Consider the following 19,909-nt stretch of genomic DNA (forward strand, 5'->3'; position numbering starts at 1 on the left):
CGAGCTAACGACAGCGTCGGTCTATCGCTACCGTCCGACGCGACATATATCCATAATCAGGAGACATCGATGAAGCGTCTTTGCAATTGGCTGGCCGCGGCTGGCGCGGCTATGAGTTTGATCACCGTTGCGGCACATGCTGCCTATCCCAGTGAACCGGTGAAATTCGTGGTGGGATTCAGCCCTGGCAGTACGATCGATACCGTTGCGCGTATTGTGGGGGATGCACTGTCGGCGCGCACCGGGCAGTCAGTCGTCGTCGAAAACAAGACGGGCGCCAACGGCATGATTGCTGCTCGGGCGGTTGCCCAGGCGGCCGCGGATGGCTACACCATCCTGGTCAGCAACTCCAGTTCCATTACGGTCAATCCGCTGCTCTACAAAGACCTCGGCTATCACCCGCTAAAAGATTTCGCGCCGGTCACGACGGTGGTAGAGGTGCCGTTTGTATTGACGATCAATCCGAACAACAGCCGTATGCGCGATGTGGGCAGTGTGCAAGACCTGATCGCCCAGGCGCGCGCGAAACCTGCGTCGGTGAGCTACGGCTCTGCCGGCAATGGCAATCTGATGCATCTGGCCGGCGCACAACTGGCCACGATGGCCGACGTGCAAATGCTGCATGTGCCCTACCGGGGGGCGGCGCCCATGGAGGCAGGATTGCTGGCCAACGAGGTCGACTTTGGTTTTGACACCTTGTCGGGCGTGCCGTTGATCAAGGCGGGAAAGCTAAAGGCGCTGGCGGTGTCGACGGCGAATCGTTGGCACGATTTGCCAGAGGTTCCGGCTGTCGCCGAACTCGGCTATCCCGATTTCGATATTTCGTTCTGGGTCGGCATATTTGCGCCCGCCGGCACGCCACCTGCGATTGTGAAACAGTTGAATGAAGCAATCGCCGATGTGGTGTCCGATCCCGCAGTCCGTCAGCGCCTGGCGTTGCAGGGGCGGCCGTTGACGCAGTCCCCCGAGGCGTTCCGCACCAAAATCGGGGATGAGCTCAAACAGAATGAAGCACTCATTCAGCGTGCCAATATCAAGATCGATTGATCGTACCGACCCAAGACAAGGAGCAGAGCGTGACGTGGCACAAAGAACTGGACGAACTGGCACAACGCAAGAAACTGGCCGCTCAAATGGGCGGAGCAGAAAAGGTTCAGCGTCATCGAGACGGCGGAAAACTGCCGGTGCGCGAACGTATTGAGCGTTTGGTGGATGCGGGGTCTTTTCGCGAGGTCGGCGGATTGGCCGGCAGCGCGCAATACGATGAGCAAGGACGATTGCTCGATCTGACGCCTTCGAATTTGCTGATCGGCAGGGCCCGTGTGCAAGGCCGTCCCGTCGTGCTGGCCGCTGATGATTTCACTGTGCGCGGCGGTGCCAACGATGGTGCAGTGGGCGACAAGCTGGTTGAGTCAGAACGGATGGCGCACGATCTGCGCCTGCCATTGGTGCGGCTGGTCGATGGTACGGGTGGCGGCGGCTCGGTGCGAAATATCGAGATCAAAGGGCATACGCTGTTGCCCAAGCTGCGTATGTGGCCGCTGATGACACAGAATCTGGCTTGCGTGCCGGTGGTGTCGCTGGCATTGGGTTCCGTCGCAGGCCTGGGGGCGGCCCGGGTGGCGGCGAGTCATTACTCGGTCATGGTGCGCGATACGTCGCAGTTGTTTATTGCGGGTCCGCCTGTGGTCGCTCGCATCGGTCAGGTGTTGAGCAAGAACGAGTTGGGCGGCAGCGACATCCACACTCGTAATGGCGTAGTCGACGACGAGGCGGAATCCGAAGAGCAGGCATTTGCCATGGCGCGCCGCTTTCTTTCGTACTTGCCTCGTTCGGTGCACGAATTGCCTGCACGTGGGCCGTTGCCTGAGGGCGAGGTCCCCGATTTGGCTTGGTTACGCGACGCCATACCGCGTGACGGACGCAACGTGTACAAGATGCGACCCATTGTGGATGCATTGATGGACCCGGGGTCGTTCATGGAGATCGGGCGGCGATGGGGGCGGGCCATCATTACCGGCTTGGCACGCATTGACGGCTGGCCCGTCGCCGTGTTTGCCAGCGACCCGTATGTGTATGGCGGTGGTTGGGATGGCCCAGCAGCCGAGAAGTTCACGCGACTGCTCGATCTGGCCGAGACGTTTCATTTGCCGGTGGTCAACTTTGTCGATATCCCGGGGTTTCAAATCGGGCTGGCGGCCGAAAAGTCAGGTGCGATGCGCTACGGCGTGCGCGCATTGACGGCGGTCGCGCAGTCCACGGTACCCTGGTGTTCCATTCTGGTACGCAAGGCGTTCGGCGTAGCCGCGGGTGGACATCAAAGCGCGGGCCGATTCAATTTTCGCTATGCATGGCCCTCGGCACAATGGGGATCCCTGCCTATCGAAGGCGGGCTGGAGGTTGCGTACAAGGCCGAAATCGAGGCGGCCGCCGATGCCGAAGCAAAGACCCGCGAGATCGAGGAACGTGTCCGCAGCTTGACTTCGCCCATGCGCAGCGCCGAGGCATTCGTCGTCGAAGACATTATCGATCCCGCGCAGACCCGTGACGTGTTGCGGGAGTTCATTGATGTGGTGATCCCATTACGCCAACCCGGCGAGCGCGCCGTGGGCTATCGACCATAAGGAGCGGTAGATGAAACGGGTGCTAGTCGCGAATCGCGGCGCCGTGGCCAGGCGGGTCATCCGCGCGTTGCGCGTGCTGGGTATGGAGTCTGTCGCCGTGTATTCGGAGGCGGACGCAGCGATGCCTTATTTGCAGGAGGCCGATCATCAATGCCTGATCGGTCCGGCAGCGGCGATCGATAGTTATCTGAATATCGAAACCTTGTTGCGCGTCGCACGTGAACAGGCTGTGGATGCTGTGCATCCTGGCTATGGCTTTCTGTCAGAAAATGCGGATTTTGCGCAGGCGGTGGAGGATGCAGGGCTGATATTTATCGGGCCCTCACCACGTTGGATCCGGCTGCTTGGGCACAAGACGCAGGCCCGGGAAACGATGCGAGCGCTCGGCATGCCGATGGTGGCGAGCAGTGCGGTGCTGGAGGGCGGTGCTCAGGAATTGCAGCGTGTTGCGTCAGCGCTGGGCTATCCGGTGCTGATCAAGCCCGCGGCAGGCGGCGGCGGTATCGGCATGCTGCCTGCAAACGGACCGCATGATATCGAAACGCAGTGGGCACGCGCCCGGGATATGGCGCAACGCAGTTTTGGCCGTGCGGATCTGTATCTCGAAAAGCTGTTGCAAGAGCCACGCCATGTGGAGTTTCAGTTCCTGGCAGACAGGTATGGCAATGTTCGCTGCTTGTATGAGCGTGATTGCTCAACCCAGCGGCGCCATCAAAAAGTCATCGAAGAAGCGCCAGCGCCCGGCATCGATCGCGCTGCGCTCGATGCGATGTCCACTCAACTGCAGGCCATTCTCGGCGGCCTGGGCTATGACGTGATTGGCACCGTCGAAATGCTGTACACCCCGGATACAGGCTTCTCCTTTCTGGAGGTCAACACGCGTCTGCAGGTGGAGCATGCGGTGACCGAACAGGTCACCGGTGTGGATATCGTGGTGGCGCAGTTGCGATTGGCGGCGGGCGAACGTCTGGACACCGTACTTGATTCCGTACCGGTACCTATGGGCCACGCCGTGCAGGCGCGGGTCTATGCCGAAGACCCCGTTCGTTTTTTTCCGTCGCCTGGAATGCTGACGAGGTTCGAGCTGCCTGCCATGTCCGGTGTCCGTGTCGAAACGGGATATGCGGCAGGCTGCCGAGTCTCGAGTCACTACGATCCCTTAGTGGCCAAAGTCATTGCGCATGCGGCGACTCGGGCCGGCGCGATCGATCTGCTCGAGCGGGCGCTGTCCGAATTCCGGATCGAGGGCATCAAAACCAATATTCCGTTTGTCATGCAAGTGTTGGCAGACGCAGATTTTCGTGCAGGCCGAGTCTCGACTGGCATGGCCAGCCGTGTATTGGCTGCTACGCGCGAACCCGCGCAGATATCGTAAGGAGACCACAATGAGCAAATTGGAAACACCGGTAGCAGGCCGCGTGCTGTCAGTAACCGTAGCCGTCGGCGCTCGCGTTGCAGAGGGGGACACGATAGCCACGATCGAGTCGATGAAAATGGAATTGCCGGTCGAGGCGGAGCGCGCCGGCACGGTTGCGCAGGTGCTGATCGCGGTGGGTGACGAGGTCGATGAAGGCCAGGCCCTGCTGGAACTGGCATGAGTACGGCACTGATTCATACCGAACGTCGCGCTAGCGGCCGTGTTGCACTATTGACGCTGGATAACGCGCCGGTCAATAGTTTGAGTGCAGCGATACGCCAGGGGCTACATGATGCGTTGACGTCAGCCCTGGCGGATCCGGGTGTGCAGGCTATTGTGTTGGCCGGCGCGGGGACTTTGTTTTGCGGTGGTGCGGAAATCCGTGAATTCAATACCCCTGCGTCGGTACGAGAGCCGACATTGCGAGACATCGTGCGGCAGTGTGAGCAGGCCGGTAAGCCCATTGTGGCGGCGATGCATGGGACGGTGCTGGGCGGCGGGCTGGAGTTGGCGCTAGGCTGCCATTATCGCGTGGCGCATACCGATACCTCGTTGGGGCTGCCCGAGGTGAAGCTGGGCATCCTGCCTGGCGGTGGAGGAACGCAGCGTTTGCCGCGTGCTATCGGTGTCGAGCGCGCGTTGAACATGATCGTCACTGGCGATCCTGTCGATGCCGGCACCGCGATGCAGTGGGGCCTGATCGATGCGGTATTCGACGGTCAGCTTGTGGAGCAAGCCGTTGCCTATGCCCTCGAGCAGGCCGGACAGCCATTGCAAACGCGAGTGCTGGGCGCACGCCGCGCGCAGGCGCCCGCCGATCCTACGGCGTACGCCCGGGCGCGGTCCGAGGGAGCCCGTCTCTACCGGGGATGCGTGGCGCCTGATGCTTGCGTAGATTGCATCGAACAAGCTGTCAGCAGTGATATTGATGCGGGCCTGGTCTACGAGCGCCAGCGCTTCGTCGAGTTGGTCAATGGCGAACAATCGAAGGCCCAGCGTCACCTGTTCTTTGCCGAACGCAAAGCGCAGAGACCGCCCACGCAACGGCGTACAAATGCCTCGCTTCAGATCGTGGGGGTGGTGGGCGCCGGAACGATGGGCGGCGGCATCGCCATGAGCCTGGCTAACGCGGGCATCACGGTGATTCTGGTTGAGCGTGAGCAGGCTGCGCTCGACCGCGGCTGGGCTCTCATTCAGCGAAACTATGCTGCAACCGTTGCCAAGGGTCGATTGACCGAGCAGGAGCGTGATGCGCGATTGGCCCGCATTCGTTGCAGTTTGAGCCTGGCCGATTTGGCGGAAACTGAGTTAGTGATCGAGGCCGCCTTCGAAGACATGGCCGTCAAACTTGAATTGTTCCGCGCATTGGATCAGGTCTGCAAGCCGGAAACCGTGCTGGCATCGAACACCTCCCGTCTGGATATCAATCTATTGGCGCAAGCGACGGGTCGGCCGGGCTTGGTCTTGGGCACGCATTTTTTCAGCCCTGCAAACGTGATGCGCCTGGTTGAGGTCGTTCGCGGGACTGCTACGACAGACGAGGTCATCGCCTCGGTGTTTGATCTGGCACGCCGCATGAAAAAACTGCCCGTGCTGGTGGGTGTATGCGATGGGTTCGTCGGTAATCGAATGGTGAGTCCCTATACACGTGAAGCCCATTTCCTGCTGGAGGAGGGCGCATCACCCTCGCAGGTCGATGGCGCTCTGCAACGTTTCGGCTTCGCCATGGGCCCATTGCGCATGGCGGATATGGCAGGGCTGGACATCAGTTGGGCGGCACGCAAGCGGCTGGCGCCCACGCGGCCTGCCCACCAACGTTATTCGAGAGTCGCCGACACCTTATGTGAGCGCGGACGGTTCGGCCAGAAGACCGGCGCGGGATTCTATCGCTATGAAAAGGACAGCAGAAGCCCGCTGCCCGATCCTGAGGTGGATCTGCTGATCGAGCAATGTGCCCGTGAGGATGGCATCACGCGCCGGGACATCAGTGATGCAGAGATCATCGAGCGTACGGTGTATGCCCTGGTGAATGAAGGCGCACGCATCCTCGAAGAAGGTATTGCCGCAAGAGCATCGGATATCGATGTCATCTATGCCCATGGGTATGGCTTTCCTGTATATCGCGGCGGGCCGATGTTCTATGCCGACCAGATAGGGCTGGCGAATGTATTGAACACGATCGAACGGTTTCATCTTCAGCATGGCGAGCTGTGGGCGCCGGCGCCGCTGCTTCAGCGGCTGGTGCGTGAAGGTCGCAGTTTCGGCGATACCTGAGAAACATAGGAGAACGCGTTTGGATACAAAAAAGGAGATGGGCATGGCTAGCGAGGCGGCAGGCATGGGACCTCAGGCGCATTACTTTGCCGCGCTGTCAGAGGGGCGGTTTGAGATCCAGCATTGCGGCGTTTGCCAAGCCTGCCAGTTTTTCCCTCGTACGGTGTGTATGCATTGCGGCGCAGAGGATCTGACTTGGATCCGTCCTTCTGGACGAGGCACGGTGTATTCCACAAGTGTCGTGCGGCGCAAGCCTGAGGCAGGAGGGGATTACAACGTCGCTCTGATCGATCTGGAAGAAGGCGTACGACTCATGAGCCAGGTTGAAGGGGTTGCCGCTACGGACGTGCGTATCGGCATGGCAGTTCAGGCGCGGGTACGCCAGATGGATGCCGCACCGCGGCTGGTTTTCGTGACGGAGGCTGCAGAATGAATCTGGAGAGTTTGCGTGGACAGGTGGCGATCGTTGGGGTAGGGCATGCAGGCCTGGGGGCGGCCCACGGGTATACCGAAATGGAAATTCTGGCGCAGGCGGCTGCGAGAGCGGTCGCGGATGCCGGGATGTCGATGAGCGACATCGATGGGCTGGCCACGTGCAGCTCGTCGGCCACCATGTGGAGCATGCCTGTTGCCGAGTATCTGGGACTGCGGCCTCGTTATATCGAGGCGACGATGTTGGGCGGCTCCAGTTTTGTCGCGCATCTGCTGCCGTCTGTAATGGCGCTGGTGACGGGCCAGTGCGATGCGGTATTGGTGTGCTACGGCAGTACACAAAAAACGGCTACCTTCGGGCGCCAGGCGGGTGTAAAGGCCCGCGCCTTGCTCGACCCTCAGCCATTCGAGCAACCCTACGAACCGATTTCTCCCATCACTTCTTATGCATTGGCCGCCGCGCGGCACATGCATGAATACGGAACCACGCGGCGGCATCTCGCCGAAGTCGCGGTCGCCGCGCGTCAATGGGCGCAGCTCAATCCCGAGGCCGCCATGCGCGACGCGCTGACGATCGATGATGTGCTGGGCGCGCGTATGGTGTCGGACCCTCTGAGCGTGCGTGATTGCTGCTTGGTCACAGACGGCGCTGGCGCCTATGTGATGGTGCGTGCCGACCGGGCGCGCGATTTGCCGCAGCCGCCGGTGTACGTATTGGGTAGCGCCACGGCGGTGTGGAATCGTCAGATCTCTTGCATGGCGGATCTGACGGTGACTGCCGCAGCTGAATCCGGCCAGCGTGCCCTGGACATGGCCGGCCTGAGCGTTGGCGATGTGGACGTGGTGGAGCTATATGACGCGTTCACGATCAACACATTATTGTTCCTGGAGGACCTCGGTTTCTGCGGCAAGGGTGAGGGCGGATCCTTTGTGCAGGACGGTGGCATCGCGCCGGGAGGCCGACTGCCGGTGAACACGAATGGCGGGGGGCTGTCGTGCGTTCATCCGGGTATGTACGGCATCTTCCTGATTATCGAGGCAGTCAGGCAATTGAGAGCACAAGCCGGTGATCGTCAGGTTCCTGGCGCCGAAATTGCCCTGGTACACGGTAACGGGGGCACATTGTCCAGCCAATCCACCGCGTTGTTGGGCGGCCCGTCGACACGTTAAACGCAGGTCTTGCGACAAATCTCAAGGAAAACCATGTTGGACAAGATCGTGGAATCGTTGCATGAGGCGGTAGCCGATGTGCAGGATGGGGCTGTGGTGTTGATAGGAGGATTCGGCGCTTCCGGTGTGCCGACCGCATTGATTTGCGCTCTGCTCGAACAGGGGGCTCGTGATCTGACGATCGTGAACAATAACGCAGGCAATGGCCCTCGTGGTTTGAGTCAATTGGTCGAGGCAGGGCGTGTACGCAAAATGATTTGCTCATTCGCCCGGTCATCGGATCGCAAGAATCCCAATGCTGCGGCTTTTGCGGATGCATATCGTGCCGGACGCATAGAACTGGAATGCGTGCCGCAAGGCACGATGGCCGAACGGATGCGGGCTGCCGGTGCGGGGATGGGCCCTTTCTTTACGCCGACTTCCTACGGGACACCTCTCGCGCGAGGCAAGGAAACCCGGGTGATCGACGGAGTGGGTTATGTGCTCGAAACGCCGCTGAAAGGCGACCTCGCGTTAGTAAAAGCCCAGCAAGGCGACCGCTGGGGCAATCTGGTTTATCGCTACGCGGGGCGCAATTTTGCGCCAGTGATGTGTACAGCTGCGACGCTGACGGTTGCTCAGGTAGACGAGATTGTGCCCTTGGGGGCAATTGAGCCGCAGCACGTGATGACCCCCGGGATTTTTGTGCAGAAAGTGGTGCAGGCGGGAGATCAACATGTCCATTGAAAAATTGTCTCGGCGGGAGATCGCCCGTCTGGTCGCACAGGATATTCCGGATGGCGCGTATGTGAACCTGGGCATAGGCATTCCGACGCTGGTGGCGGCTTTCTTGCCCAGCGATCGAGATGTGATTCTGCATACCGAGAACGGTATCGTGGGCATGGGACCTGGGGATCCCGGGATACCCCTCGATCTGGATCTGATCAATGCCAGTAAAGAGGCAGTCACGTTGCTGCCGGGGGCGTCGATCACCGATCATGTGATGTCGTTTGCCATGATGCGCGGTGGCCACTTGGATCTGACGGTGCTCGGCGCGTTTCAGGTGTCAGGCTGCGGTGATCTGGCGAATTGGGATACGGGCGAGCCGGGGACGATTCCGGCCGTGGGCGGCGCTATGGACCTGGTGGCCGGCGCACGCCAGGTCTATATCACCATGGAGCACGTGACCAAGCGCGGAGAGCCAAAGATCGTCCAGCAATGCAGTTACCCGCTGACGGGCTCAGGAGTGGTGGATCGCATCTATACGGACCTCGCCATCATGGACATCACGCCTGGCGAACTGATGGTGCGGGGGATGGTGGCTGGCCTGACGCTAGAGGCATTGCAGGCGGTGACGGACTGCCCGTTGAGTCTGGCGCCCGATTGGCGCGAGCTGATCGTCGAAGCAAACTGATTTTTGTGCGGCAAATTGGTTGACAGCGAGAAACTGGCCTGCCTAGAATGTTCTTATAGAAAGAATAAGTGTTCTGTCAAAAAGAACGATCCACGGGAATGGAGACATGAATATCCAGATAGACCAGTCTGCCGGGGCGCAGTTGGCTGCGCGTTTTGTGCGGGTTGCAAGCACATTTACGCGGGACCGTCTGTTCACTGCAGATATGTTGGTGCAGTTTGGCGCCAGCCCTGTGCGGGTGTGCATACGCGATGGCGCCGTCATGCAGGTGCAAACGCAGTTGCCGCCCATGTACGCATGGGATTTTGCTGTGCGTGCGTCGGAACACGCTTGGCAGGAGTTCTGGCGCGCAACACCGGCACCCGGCTGGCACGATATTTTTGCGCTCAGCAAACGCGGAGAGCTGGAGATTCTGGGTAATTTGCAGCCTTTGATGGCCAACCTGCAGTATGTCAAGGATCTGTTGGCCGCGGGCCGCGAGGAGAACCCATGAGCGCCGAACTGGAGCCCATCACGGGACGCTATGTGCATCTTGATGTCGCTGGCCAATCTTGCCGCGTGTATTTCGAAGAGGCTGGCAGCGGTATACCGTTGGTCTGCCTGCACACTGCGGGCGCCGACAGCCGTCAGTATCGGCATCTGATGTGCGATGAGGCCGTGACCTCACGCTTTCGCGTGATCGCCTTTGATATGCCATGGCATGGCAAATCCTATCCGCCGCAAGGGTGGCAGGACACCCAATATCAATTGACGACGCAACAGTATGTGCAGACGATCCTGGCTTTTTGCGATGCGCTGGCGTTAGATCGTCCCGCGCTGATCGGTTGTTCTATCGGCGGCCGGATTGTGCTGGAGCTGGCCCGGTTGCATGCAGAACGTTTCCGCGCGCTGATCGGCGTCGAGGCGGCGGATTTTCAGCAGCCTTGGTACGACACATCGTGGTTGCATCGCGGCGATGTGCATGGCGGCGAGGTGTGTGCCGCCTTGGTGTCGGGCCTGGTGGCGCCGCAGTCGCCTGCCGTATATCGCCACGAGACGCTATGGCAGTACATGCAAGGTGGTCCGGGCGTGTTTCGCGGCGATCTGTATTTCTATCGCGTCGATGGCGATCTACGTGGCAGGCTGGATGGCATCCGTACGGATGTGTGTCCCCTGTACCTGTTGACAGGTGAATACGATTTTTCTTGTACGCCCGAGGACACCTTGCGTACTGCTGCGTCCATCCCGGGTGCACAAGTCACGATCATGCGCGAACTGGGGCATTTCCCCATGAGCGAGAATCCGCAGCAGTTTCGCGGCTATTTGCTGCCCGTGCTGGATGCGGTTGCGTCCCGTTCGGCGGCCCGATAACAGGAGACAACATGATATCCACTCGCATGGCGGCAGTTGCCGCTTGCCTGGTTTTGCCCGCAGCCGTCTGCGCTCAAGAGACACTGAAGATCGGTGCCCTGGTAACGTTGTCCGGAGCAGGCGCTGCCTGGGGCCAGGGCATGAAAAACGCCGCGGAGATTGCCGCTGATCAAGTCAACAAGGCAGGTGGACTCGAGGTGGGCGGCAAGAAGTATCAGGTCAGTGTCGTGGCCTACGATGACAAGTACCAGGCCAACGAGGCTGTGACGGTGGCCAACCGTCTCGTGTTCGAGGACAAAGTGCAGTACATCATCGGCCCGGTAGGCTCGGCGCCGGTGCTGGCAATACAGCCGACCACCGAGAAAAACAAGGTCATTGTCATGACGCTGGGCTTTACGGCAAAAGCCTTGAGCCCCGACAAACCATATACGTTCCGCCCCAATGTGACCACCGCCGAGGTCTCGCAACCGCAGATCAATTGGTTGGTGAAGACACAGGGCTTGAAAAAAGTGGGTGCCCTGTTTCCCAATGACGAAACGGGTCAGCAGATTGCTTCCGACTTGGAAGGAGCCTACAAGAAGGCTGGCGCAGACCTCGCAGTGAAGGAATTCTTCGAGCGTGATCGCGTCGATTTCGTACCGCTGTTGACCCGCATGATGGCGCGGGGAATCGACGCCATCGAGTTGGATGGTAATTCGCCTACGACGGCCGGCCTGATAGTGAAGCAGGCGCGTGAGTTGGGATTCTCCGGCAAGATCGTGCGCACGGGCGGCCCCGCGACTCAGGAAATCATCAATGTAGCGGGGCCGGAGGCGGCCGAAGGGATGTTCGTGCATACGCCTGTCGACCCGGCGTTGCCCTCGACCAAGGCCTATGCCGACCTGTATGCAGCCAAATACAAGCATGCGATGAACGGCTTCAGCCCCGCTTTTTATGACGGAACCAATCTGTTGTTTGAAGCGATGCGCCGTGCCGGCACGGTGTCAGATACCGAGAAGGTCCGCGACGAATTACAAAAAATCAGTAATTTCGACGGGGCGCTGGGCACGTTGAATTGGACCGGGCAGGCAATGTATGGCATCAACCATCAGTTGAATGCGCCATTCTATGTGGCGCAAGTGCACGAGGCCAAGGAAGTCATTCGCGCTCGCTGCACCGTCGACGGCTGCCAATAACCCAGGAGGCGTGCGTGGACTGGAGCATTCTGGTGGCGCAAGCCACCATCAACGGACTGGTCGTGGGCCTGCTGTATCTCTTGATGGCGGTGGGTTTCACGCTGGTGTTCGGTGTCATGCGCATGGTGAACTTTGCACATGGCGAGTTCTACATGCTGGGCGCCTTTGGCGCGTATTTTCTGACGAGCAATCTGCATCTGCCTTTTCTGGCAGCCGTGGCCGTTACGTTCGCCGGCGCCGTGGTGATAGGCGCGTTGCTGGAGTGGGTGATATTGCAGCCATTCCGGCACGATGAGCTCAACGGCATGATCGCCACCATTGGATTGGCCATGATCTTGCAGAACCTGGCCCTGATGTTCTTTGGTCCTGATCCGCTGTCTATGCCTGCCGTGGTAAAGGGCGTGACCAGGCTGGGATCAGTGGTGATTCCCTCGGCGCGGGTTTACGTCGTGGTCTTTGCCCTTGTGGTGCTGGCGTTGCTGTATGGCTTTCTACGCTATTCGCGTCCGGGTCGCGCATTGCGCGCTGTGGTCGAGGATTTCGAAATCGCTTCTATACAGGGCATACGCGCTCGTATCTATTATCCATTGGGATTCGGCATTGGTGTGGGCCTGGCCGCCGTGGCGGGGGCCTTGATGGCGCCGTTGTTTTCGGTCTCGCCATTCGTTGGCGCTACGCCATTGCTCAAGGCCTTTATCGTCGTGATCCTGGGCGGGCTGGGCAGTATTCCTGGCGCCGCTGTCGCCGGGTTGGTGTTGGGATTGGTGGAAAGCTATGCCAGCCTGTATCTCACAAGCAGCACGGCAGACATGTTGATTTTTGCCTTGGTGATTCTGATGCTCGTGGTACGCCCCAAAGGGTTGCTCGGTCGAGGAGAGGTTTGATATGACGGCATTGGCTCTGACGACTCGACAAACGATGCATCCCGGTTGGCGGATAGCAGCGCTGGCCGGGATCGTGCTGGCGGGGATGCTGCCATGGTTCGGCAGTCCATTCGTGCTGCATCTGGCAGTATTGACGGCATTGAACATCCTGATCGTCAATGGTTTGGCGCTCATTAATCTCGGGGGGCAACTGTCTCTAGGCCACGCTGCATTCGTTGCCGTAGGCGCCTATGCCTCCGTGCTGGCGGGCCAGCATCTGGGATGGTCTTTTCTCCCTGCCGCCGCGACAGGGGTGGTGGCTGCTGCGTTGATTGCCGCGCTCTTGGGATGGGTCATCTTGCGGCTGCGTGGTGTGTATTTTGTGCTGGTGACGTTCGCATTCGGGGAACTGATCAGATTGGCGCTGCTGGACGGAGCAAGTTGGAGTGGCGGTGCGAACGGGATAGCGGGTATTCCGGCGGCGTCGCTGCTCGGATTCGAATTCGATACGCGCGGCCGGTTCTATGGTTTGGCATTGGTGACGGCATTGTTGTCGACGGCAGGTTTGTGGTGGCTGTTTCGGCGTCCATTGGGACATGCGGTTGAGTCCGTGCGCGACAATGCGGCCTTGGCGGAATCTACCGGCCTGAATGTGCATCGGTTGCAGCTGCTCTGCTTTGTCATGGGGTGCATGTTGGCGGCATTGGGCGGTGCGTTGCAGGCTCGCTATATCGGCTTTGTGTCGCCAGAGTCTTTTAATACCGGGATGTCCGTCGCGTTTGTCATCATGCTGGTGATCGGCGGACGTCAGTCGGTATGGGGGCCGTTGATCGGCGCCTTGGTGCTGACGCCGTTACCGGAATTGTTTCGCGGTGCAGTGCAGACACAGCACGTGTTCTACGGAGCCGCGTTGATCTTGATTCTGCGCTTTTTACCCGATGGGTTGGTCGGAATCGCGCGCCATGTCGATCGTAGACGCAAGGAGCATGCATGAGTTCCCCTCCGTTATTGCAGGCCAACAACCTGTCACGTCGATTTGGCGGATTGACCGCGTTGCGCGACTTGACGTTCTCGGTGGCAGAGGGCGAGATCTTCGGTCTCATCGGCCCGAATGGTGCCGGCAAGACAACGGCTTTCAATGTGCTCAGCGGCAGCATGCCTCCCTCGTCGGGGACGGTGCGGTTCGCGGATCACGATGTCACGGGAGGCCCGCCGAGCCGTGTCGTCGCCGTGGGGCTGGCTCGTACATTCCAGGCGACCTGCACCTATCCTGCTGTGTCGGTCGCAGAGAATATTTATCGCGGGCTGTTGTCGCGAATCTCTGGATCGATGGCTGCGCGCCTGGTCGGGCGGCGTGATGCGGCATTGTCCAGAGGGCAAGTGAGCGAAGAAATCGATCGCATCTTGGCCATGACCGATCTTGATACGTGGCGCGAAGCCCCTGCAAGTGCTCTAGCCTATGGCCTGCAGAAAAAGCTGGGTATTGCAGTGGCATTGGCTGCTCGGCCCCGCATGCTGCTGCTCGATGAGCCGGCCGCCGGCTTGAATCACGAAGAGTGCCGGGAACTCGGCAATTTGTTGCGCCGCCTGCGCGACGAGCATGGTTTGACCTTGCTGCTGGTCGAGCACCATATGGCCTTGGTGATGGAGCTGTGCCAACGTATCGTGGTCCTGGTGCAAGGGGAAAAAATTGCCGAAGGCACCCCACAGCAAATTCGTGAACATCCAGCCGTTATCGAAGCCTACCTAGGAGCACCAGACTATGCCCATGCTTGAGGTGACCGGCCTGACGGTGCGGTATGGCGCGTTGCGTGCGGTGCATAACATCGATTTCTCGGTCGATGCGGGCCAGATCGTCGCGTTGATCGGGTCAAATGGCGCCGGCAAGAGCACGGCGTTGAAGGCTGTCATTGGTTTGGTTCGTGCGGCGGAAGGCACCATACGTTTTGATGGTCATGACATCGCTTCGCACGGGGCTGCCGCCAGAGTCTCTGCCGGTATCGCCCTGTCGCCAGAAGGCCGGCGCCTGTTTGGCCGCATGTCCGTGCGTGATAATTTGTTGGCGGGCGCGCACGGTGTGCGGTCGCGTTCGGCCGTGGCGCATAGTCTGGATGAGGTATATGCGCTGTTTCCCCGAGTGAAAGAACGCAACGCACAGTTGGCGGGCTCATTGTCCGGGGGAGAGCAGCAGATGGTGGCGATAGGCCGGGCTCTCATGGCCAATCCCAGGCTGCTGATGCTGGATGAACCGTCCCTCGGCATTGCCCCCAAAATAGTCGGTGAAATTGCTGCCGCAATCGAACGGATCAATCGCGACAAAGGGATGTCGATCGTGCTGGTCGAGCAGAATGCCCGCTTGGCGCTGCGCTTGTCGCATCGTGCCTATGCGCTAGAGCATGGCGAGATCGTACGGACCGGTAAAGGCGTCGAATTGCTAGCGGACCCCTTTGTACAAAAGGCTTATCTTGGAATCTGACCTATGACTGGCGTTGCTTCACAGGCGTTACCAGAATACGAAGTCTATGCAGTCCGCTATGCGACGGTGTCGCGGCGGCGGGCCGAGAATTTCCTGGGGGGCGATCTGCACGATGGGCCGATGCCCATGGATTTTTTCGTCTGGTTGATACGGGATCAGCATCGCTGCGTGCTGGTGGACACCGGTTTCAGCGCGGAAATGGCAGCCCGGCGCCGTCGGGACTTTATTGCCTGTCCGATTGAGCACCTTGAACGATTGGGGGTGATGCCAGCGCAGATCCGTGATGTGGTGTTGACGCATCTGCACTATGACCATGCGGGTAATCTGGCAAAGGTGCCCGGCGCACGCCTGCATGTGCAAGACGATGAACTCGACTATGCGACAGGACGTTGTATGTGCCACGCATCGTTGCGCCACGCCTATGAGGTAGAAGACGTAGTATCGATGGTGCGCCGCGTGTACGAGGAACTCGTCGTGTTCCATGACGGTGACACTACGCTGTACCCGGGCATTGAATTGTTGAAAATCGGCGGCCATACAAAGGGACTGCAGGCAGTCCGCGTACATACTCGCCGTGGCTGGGTCGTCCTGGCCTCGGATGCCAGCCACTTTTACGAGAACATGGATGAGGGTCGTCCGTTTCCCATCGTCTTCAATGTGGCCGACATGCTGGCAGGCCATCAGCGGTTACGCGAAGCGGTCGCTGGCCCGGACTATGTCGTGCCTGGGCACGACCCGCAAGTATTGCGGCGCTATCCTGCGTATTCCGGGGAGCCTGACATCGTCATGTTGCACGAGATGCCCGAGCCTTTCGGGTCGTGAAAGCCTGCAGGTGCTTATAGCTTCGCTTGCACGCGCTCGGCAACGTCCGTGGGAACCCACTTTTGCCAGACGTCAGGATACTTGCGCAGGAAATACAACGCAGCGTCCTCGGGTTCGGCCTTTTCGTTTTCCAGCCATCCCAATGTGTCATCGATGGCCGCACCGGGCACATTGAGTTTCGTGAAAAATGCTTCGAGCTGCGGAGCCTGGCGTGCGAAATCGGCGTTCAAGCCGGTGACGACGCGATTGGATTTGAACTCGGTAGCAACCGGGTTTTCGCATTTAGGATCGGTCATGCAGGTGTAGGCCGCTTGATCGAACGGCGGCAGTTCCAGTTTGACCAGGTCCAGCGATCCCACCAATGCCGTGGGTGTCCAGTAATAAAACACAATGTCGCGTTTGCGTTTATAGGCCGAGATGATGGCGGCCTTTTGCGCGGCGCCGGAGCCGGGTGCGAAGAGCGTGTATTGGTCTTCGAGTTTCAGGGCCTTGAGCAGATTTGCATTCAGGGTGCCGCACGCCCAACCGGCGGGGCAGCCATAAATGCGCCCTTTGGATGGATCCTCGGGGTCGGCAAAGACCTTTGTGAATGCTTTTAGATCGGCGGCTTGCTTGAGCTCGGGATGGCGCTCCTGGGTGTAGCGCGGGATGTACCAGCCTTCGCCTGCATCAAAGACATGGCCTGCGGCAAGGACCTTGCCGGATTTCTGGGCCTTTTCCCAGGCGACCTCGATCTGGCCGGGCCAGACTTCGGGCGTCACGTCCACATCGCCGCGTTGCAATGCGGCCAGCATGGCCAAGGTTTCGCCGATTTCCACCGACGTTTTGCAACCATAGCCGTGTTCCACGATAAAGCGTTCGATACCGGCGAGGACGAGGTTGGATTCCCAGTTCAGTCCGCTGAAGCGCACGGGCCGGTCGATTTCGCAAGAGGCGGTGGAGGAGGCCGAGGCAGCAGAGGCGGATGAGGACCAGAGCAGCGCCGTGGCGCTGGTCAGGACGGCGAGAAAGCTCACAGCGGAACGCATCAGGCGCATGGGAATTCCTGGACTGACGAAGGGAGGAAACTTCATTGTACGTAGGCCTTGTCGGGTTTTTGTAAGGTGATCAAAACTAGACTGAACGTCTCAGTTTATTTTGTGCGTTGCAAAATCCATGGAAAACGATTCGATTCCTAAAGCCGATTCGGCGCAGAACGCTGATCATGCGCCGGTGGCGGCAGGGGCCGCGGCGCAGGGTGAGAGTGCCTCACAAAACAATAGCCCGGGCCGTACGGCAGACGTCCGCGGGAAACCGGCCAGTAAAAGATCCCAGGCCATTTTGATTCTGGTGGTCTTTATCATCGTCATTCTAGGTGTGGGGTGGTGGTTTCTGACCCGCAATCAAGAGTCTACCGACGATGCCTTCACTGAAGGCAACACAGTCAGTATGGCGGCGCAGGTCAGCGGCTATGTCGAGGAACTGCACATTCAGGATAACGCCTACGTGAAACGTGGCGACTTGTTGTTGCGTATCGATCCGCGTGATTATGTGACGCGACGTGATCGCGCCAAGGCGCAGTTGGGGTTGGCACAGGCGCAGTACGACCAGGCCGAGGTGCAACTCACTTTGGCGCAGACCCAGTATCCCGCTCAACTGGACCAGGCCAAGGCGCAAGAGGCCTCGGCCTCTGCGGCCTTGCAACGTGCCGAGCAATCGTATCGCCGCCAACGTTCCGTCAATGCGCGCGCGACGACGCAAGAGAACATCGATGCGGCGAATGCCCAGTTGCGCGATGCGCGGGCCACGTTGCAATCGGCACAGGCGCAAGTGCGCATTGCCAGTCAGGCCTCGCAGCAAGTGGCCGAAGTCCGGACCATAGTGGCGCAGCGCAAGCAACAGGTAGAGCAAGCGCGGGCCGAATTGGCGCAGGCCGAGTTGGATCTGTCGCGCACGGAGATCCGTGCGCCAAGCGATGGCTGGGTTGCCCGGCGCAATGTGCAGGTGGGCACGCTGGTGCAACAGGGCAGTGCGATGTTCACGCTGGTCACCCTTGATCGATGGATCACTGCGAATTTCAAGGAATCTCAACTGGATCGCATGCAACCCGGCGACAAGGTGGACATCGAAGTCGATGCCTATCCCGGTCTCAAGCTCAGCGGCCATGTCGACAGCATTCAACAAGGCAGCGGTTCGCGCTTTTCCGCATTCCCGGCGGAAAACGCGACCGGTAACTTCGTCAAAGTCGTGCAACGGGTACCGGTGAAAATCGTCATCGACGAGGGGCTGGATGCAAAACAGCCGTTGCCGCTGGGGCTGTCAGTGATTCCTACGGTGACTGTGCAATGAGTGCGGCTGGCAGCGTGCAGGGCCAACTCGGTTGGACGCCGCGCGCCAATCCCTGGGCGGTTGCCGTGATCGTGACCTTGGCGGCGTTCATGGAGGTGTTGGACACCACCATCGTGAACGTCGCGTTGCCCCATATCGCGGGCACCATGTCGGCCAGCTATGACGAGTCCACGTGGGCGTTGACCTCATACCTGGTGGCCAACAGCATCGTGTTGCCGATCTCGGCGTTTTTAGGGCGCTGGATGGGCCGCAAGCGGTACTTCATGGTGTGCATTGTGATGTTCACCGTGTGCTCGTTCATGTGCGGCGTGGCGACCGAATTGTGGCAACTGATCCTGTTTCGCTTGCTGCAAGGTTTTTTCGGCGGTGGATTGCAGCCCAATCAGCAGGCCATCTTGCTGGACTATTTCCCGCCCGAGGATCGCAGCAAGGCGTTTTCTGTCTCTGCGATCGCCATCATCGTGGCGCCGATCTGCGGTCCGACCCTGGGTGGCTGGATTACTGATACGTTCTCATGGCGTTGGGTATTCTTGATCAATGTGCCGGTGGGGATCGTCACGGCGTTGGCGGTCATGCAGTTTGTCGAGGACCCACCCTGGGAAAAGCGCGCTGATAAAGGCACGCTAAGCGTCGACTATATCGGTATTGGATTGATTGCCTTGGGTCTGGGTGCGCTGGAGGTGACCTTGGATCGCGGCGAAAACCTGGATTGGCTGGGATCGAACTTCATCAGGGTATCAGCAGTGCTGACGGTAGTGGGCCTCGTCGGCGCAGTGATTTGGTTATTGCGCACGCGTCATCCGGTGGTGGAGTTGCGCGCCTTGAAAGACCGCAATTTCGCCTTGGCATGCGTTTGCATATTTGGTTTTGCGACGGTGCTGTATGGCAGTGCAGTGTTGATTCCGCAGTTGGCGCAACAGCAACTCGGCTATACCGCGATGTGGGCGGGGCTGGTGCTGACGCCAGGCGCGGTGCTGATCATCTTGATCATTCCCATCGTCAGCAAAATCATGCCGCATGTCCAGACACGCTACATCGTGGCCACGGGGTTCTTGTTGCTAGGGTTGGCGATGGTGTACTCGCACGGACTGACTCCCAATATTGATTTTCACAACCTGGCGATGATGCGCAGTGCGCAGTCGATGGCGATAGGACTGTTGTTTGTACCGGTGACGACGCTGGCCTATATCACGCTGCCAACGCGCTTGCAGGCCGACGGCACGGCGTTGTTTACGATGTTCCGCAATATCGCCGGCTCGGTTGGTATTTCGACGGCATCGTCATTGTTGCGTGAGCGTTCGCAGGTGCGGCAGGCGTATTTATCCGAGCATCTGAGCACCACCAATCAGAACTATCAAGACACCCTGCAGGGCCTGACGAATTCGATCCAGGATTATGCGCACGTCGCTGGCGACAGCACGCAGGCTGCCGCCGCACACATGTACCAAACGCTGATCGCGCAATCGACCATCCTGGCTTACAAGGACGTGTTCATTTATTGCGCCATTCTGGCCTTTTGTTTGATTCCGCTGACGCTGTTGTTTTCCAAAGTGAAGACCGCGGGTGCTGCACCGGGACATTGAGC

At 59.5% G+C, this 19,909-nt stretch carries 20 protein-coding genes; 19 read left to right on the top strand and 1 reads right to left on the bottom strand.

Annotated elements, in window-relative coordinates:
* Positions 1–69 precede the first annotated feature (69 nt).
* The 17 genes from ACYVIT_RS05745 (at position 70) to ACYVIT_RS05825 (ending at position 15,996) form a co-directional block, all read left to right on the top strand.
* Positions 70–1,047, top strand: coding sequence for a Bug family tripartite tricarboxylate transporter substrate binding protein (locus ACYVIT_RS05745; protein ID WP_415808868.1), 978 nt, complete (start codon positions 70–72; stop codon positions 1,045–1,047).
* Between the two features lie 29 nt (positions 1,048–1,076).
* Positions 1,077–2,624, top strand: coding sequence for an acyl-CoA carboxylase subunit beta (locus ACYVIT_RS05750; protein WP_415808869.1), 1,548 nt, complete (start codon positions 1,077–1,079; stop codon positions 2,622–2,624).
* Between the two features lie 10 nt (positions 2,625–2,634).
* On the top strand, positions 2,635–3,999 hold the full coding sequence (locus ACYVIT_RS05755; protein ID WP_415808870.1) for an acetyl-CoA carboxylase biotin carboxylase subunit: 1,365 nt from the start codon (positions 2,635–2,637) through the stop codon (positions 3,997–3,999).
* Positions 4,000–4,009: 10 nt separating this feature from the next.
* The gene (locus ACYVIT_RS05760) at positions 4,010–4,222 is read left to right on the top strand and encodes an acyl-CoA carboxylase biotin carboxyl carrier protein subunit (protein ID WP_415808871.1); all 213 of its coding nucleotides are present in this window, start codon (positions 4,010–4,012) and stop codon (positions 4,220–4,222) included.
* Positions 4,219–6,315: a 3-hydroxyacyl-CoA dehydrogenase NAD-binding domain-containing protein gene (locus ACYVIT_RS05765; protein WP_415808872.1), complete on the top strand. Its 2,097-nt coding sequence runs from the start codon at positions 4,219–4,221 to the stop codon at positions 6,313–6,315. The genes ACYVIT_RS05760 and ACYVIT_RS05765 overlap by 4 nt, the downstream gene beginning before the upstream one ends.
* A 43-nt stretch (positions 6,316–6,358) precedes the next feature.
* Positions 6,359–6,748, top strand: coding sequence for a Zn-ribbon domain-containing OB-fold protein (locus ACYVIT_RS05770; protein ID WP_415808889.1), 390 nt, complete (start codon positions 6,359–6,361; stop codon positions 6,746–6,748).
* Positions 6,745–7,917: a thiolase gene (locus ACYVIT_RS05775; RefSeq protein WP_415808873.1), complete on the top strand. Its 1,173-nt coding sequence runs from the start codon at positions 6,745–6,747 to the stop codon at positions 7,915–7,917. The genes ACYVIT_RS05770 and ACYVIT_RS05775 overlap by 4 nt, the downstream gene beginning before the upstream one ends.
* 33 nt (positions 7,918–7,950) lie before the next feature.
* Positions 7,951–8,643, top strand: coding sequence for a 3-oxoacid CoA-transferase subunit A (locus tag ACYVIT_RS05780; protein WP_415808874.1), 693 nt, complete (start codon positions 7,951–7,953; stop codon positions 8,641–8,643).
* On the top strand, positions 8,633–9,310 hold the full coding sequence (locus ACYVIT_RS05785; protein ID WP_415808875.1) for a 3-oxoacid CoA-transferase subunit B: 678 nt from the start codon (positions 8,633–8,635) through the stop codon (positions 9,308–9,310). Before ACYVIT_RS05780 ends, ACYVIT_RS05785 begins: the two co-directional genes overlap by 11 nt.
* Positions 9,311–9,416: 106 nt before the next feature.
* Complete coding sequence (locus tag ACYVIT_RS05790) at positions 9,417–9,803, top strand: hypothetical protein (RefSeq protein ID WP_415808876.1); 387 nt, start codon at positions 9,417–9,419, stop codon at positions 9,801–9,803.
* Positions 9,800–10,660: an alpha/beta fold hydrolase gene (locus tag ACYVIT_RS05795; protein WP_415808877.1), complete on the top strand. Its 861-nt coding sequence runs from the start codon at positions 9,800–9,802 to the stop codon at positions 10,658–10,660. Before ACYVIT_RS05790 ends, ACYVIT_RS05795 begins: the two co-directional genes overlap by 4 nt.
* Before the next feature lie 11 nt (positions 10,661–10,671).
* On the top strand, positions 10,672–11,835 hold the full coding sequence (locus ACYVIT_RS05800) for an ABC transporter substrate-binding protein (protein ID WP_415808878.1): 1,164 nt from the start codon (positions 10,672–10,674) through the stop codon (positions 11,833–11,835).
* A 14-nt stretch (positions 11,836–11,849) separates the two neighbouring features.
* Entirely contained in the window at positions 11,850–12,719 is an 870-nt protein-coding gene (locus ACYVIT_RS05805) for a branched-chain amino acid ABC transporter permease (protein ID WP_415808879.1), read from the top strand.
* A 1-nt stretch (position 12,720) separates the two neighbouring features.
* A complete protein-coding gene (locus tag ACYVIT_RS05810) occupies positions 12,721–13,692 on the top strand; it encodes a branched-chain amino acid ABC transporter permease (RefSeq protein ID WP_415808880.1) in 972 nt (323 codons plus the stop codon).
* Positions 13,689–14,474, top strand: a complete 786-nt coding sequence (locus tag ACYVIT_RS05815; protein ID WP_415808881.1) for an ABC transporter ATP-binding protein — start codon at positions 13,689–13,691, stop codon at positions 14,472–14,474. Before ACYVIT_RS05810 ends, ACYVIT_RS05815 begins: the two co-directional genes overlap by 4 nt.
* Positions 14,461–15,174 carry an ABC transporter ATP-binding protein gene (locus tag ACYVIT_RS05820; protein ID WP_415808882.1) on the top strand — a complete coding sequence of 238 codons (714 nt, stop codon included), beginning with the start codon at positions 14,461–14,463 and terminating at the stop codon, positions 15,172–15,174. The genes ACYVIT_RS05815 and ACYVIT_RS05820 overlap by 14 nt, the downstream gene beginning before the upstream one ends.
* Before the next feature lie 3 nt (positions 15,175–15,177).
* Positions 15,178–15,996 (top strand): N-acyl homoserine lactonase family protein, encoded by an 819-nt coding sequence (locus tag ACYVIT_RS05825; RefSeq protein ID WP_415808883.1) that lies wholly within the window; start codon positions 15,178–15,180, stop codon positions 15,994–15,996.
* Between the two features lie 14 nt (positions 15,997–16,010).
* On the opposite strand, the gene ACYVIT_RS05830 is transcribed toward ACYVIT_RS05825, so the two are convergent.
* A complete protein-coding gene (locus ACYVIT_RS05830; RefSeq protein ID WP_415808884.1) occupies positions 16,011–17,033 on the bottom strand; it encodes an ABC transporter substrate-binding protein in 1,023 nt (340 codons plus the stop codon).
* Positions 17,034–17,151: 118 nt separating this feature from the next.
* Here ACYVIT_RS05830 and ACYVIT_RS05835 point away from each other — a divergent pair, with 118 nt between their 5' ends.
* Both ACYVIT_RS05835 and ACYVIT_RS05840 read left to right on the top strand, forming a co-directional pair.
* Positions 17,152–18,324 carry an HlyD family secretion protein gene (locus tag ACYVIT_RS05835; RefSeq protein ID WP_415808885.1) on the top strand — a complete coding sequence of 391 codons (1,173 nt, stop codon included), beginning with the start codon at positions 17,152–17,154 and terminating at the stop codon, positions 18,322–18,324.
* Positions 18,321–19,907, top strand: coding sequence for a DHA2 family efflux MFS transporter permease subunit (locus tag ACYVIT_RS05840; protein WP_415808886.1), 1,587 nt, complete (start codon positions 18,321–18,323; stop codon positions 19,905–19,907). Before ACYVIT_RS05835 ends, ACYVIT_RS05840 begins: the two co-directional genes overlap by 4 nt.
* The last annotated feature ends 2 nt before the right edge of the window (positions 19,908–19,909 follow it).

The organism is Bordetella muralis (assembly GCF_054781015.1).

Coding starts and splice junctions, on each gene's coding strand:
- ACYVIT_RS05790 (WP_415808876.1), top strand. CDS start 9,417: ATGAATATCCAGATAGACCAGTCTGCCGGGGCGCAGTTGGCTGCGCGT.
- ACYVIT_RS05760 (WP_415808871.1), top strand. CDS start 4,010: ATGAGCAAATTGGAAACACCGGTAGCAGGCCGCGTGCTGTCAGTAACC.
- ACYVIT_RS05800 (WP_415808878.1), top strand. CDS start 10,672: ATGATATCCACTCGCATGGCGGCAGTTGCCGCTTGCCTGGTTTTGCCC.
- ACYVIT_RS05795 (WP_415808877.1), top strand. CDS start 9,800: ATGAGCGCCGAACTGGAGCCCATCACGGGACGCTATGTGCATCTTGAT.
- ACYVIT_RS05810 (WP_415808880.1), top strand. CDS start 12,721: ATGACGGCATTGGCTCTGACGACTCGACAAACGATGCATCCCGGTTGG.
- ACYVIT_RS05765 (WP_415808872.1), top strand. CDS start 4,219: ATGAGTACGGCACTGATTCATACCGAACGTCGCGCTAGCGGCCGTGTT.
- ACYVIT_RS05820 (WP_415808882.1), top strand. CDS start 14,461: ATGCCCATGCTTGAGGTGACCGGCCTGACGGTGCGGTATGGCGCGTTG.
- ACYVIT_RS05825 (WP_415808883.1), top strand. CDS start 15,178: ATGACTGGCGTTGCTTCACAGGCGTTACCAGAATACGAAGTCTATGCA.
- ACYVIT_RS05785 (WP_415808875.1), top strand. CDS start 8,633: ATGTCCATTGAAAAATTGTCTCGGCGGGAGATCGCCCGTCTGGTCGCA.
- ACYVIT_RS05745 (WP_415808868.1), top strand. CDS start 70: ATGAAGCGTCTTTGCAATTGGCTGGCCGCGGCTGGCGCGGCTATGAGT.
- ACYVIT_RS05840 (WP_415808886.1), top strand. CDS start 18,321: ATGAGTGCGGCTGGCAGCGTGCAGGGCCAACTCGGTTGGACGCCGCGC.
- ACYVIT_RS05770 (WP_415808889.1), top strand. CDS start 6,359: ATGGCTAGCGAGGCGGCAGGCATGGGACCTCAGGCGCATTACTTTGCC.
- ACYVIT_RS05780 (WP_415808874.1), top strand. CDS start 7,951: ATGTTGGACAAGATCGTGGAATCGTTGCATGAGGCGGTAGCCGATGTG.
- ACYVIT_RS05830 (WP_415808884.1), bottom strand. CDS start 17,033: ATGCGCCTGATGCGTTCCGCTGTGAGCTTTCTCGCCGTCCTGACCAGC.
- ACYVIT_RS05815 (WP_415808881.1), top strand. CDS start 13,689: ATGAGTTCCCCTCCGTTATTGCAGGCCAACAACCTGTCACGTCGATTT.
- ACYVIT_RS05775 (WP_415808873.1), top strand. CDS start 6,745: ATGAATCTGGAGAGTTTGCGTGGACAGGTGGCGATCGTTGGGGTAGGG.
- ACYVIT_RS05835 (WP_415808885.1), top strand. CDS start 17,152: ATGGAAAACGATTCGATTCCTAAAGCCGATTCGGCGCAGAACGCTGAT.
- ACYVIT_RS05755 (WP_415808870.1), top strand. CDS start 2,635: ATGAAACGGGTGCTAGTCGCGAATCGCGGCGCCGTGGCCAGGCGGGTC.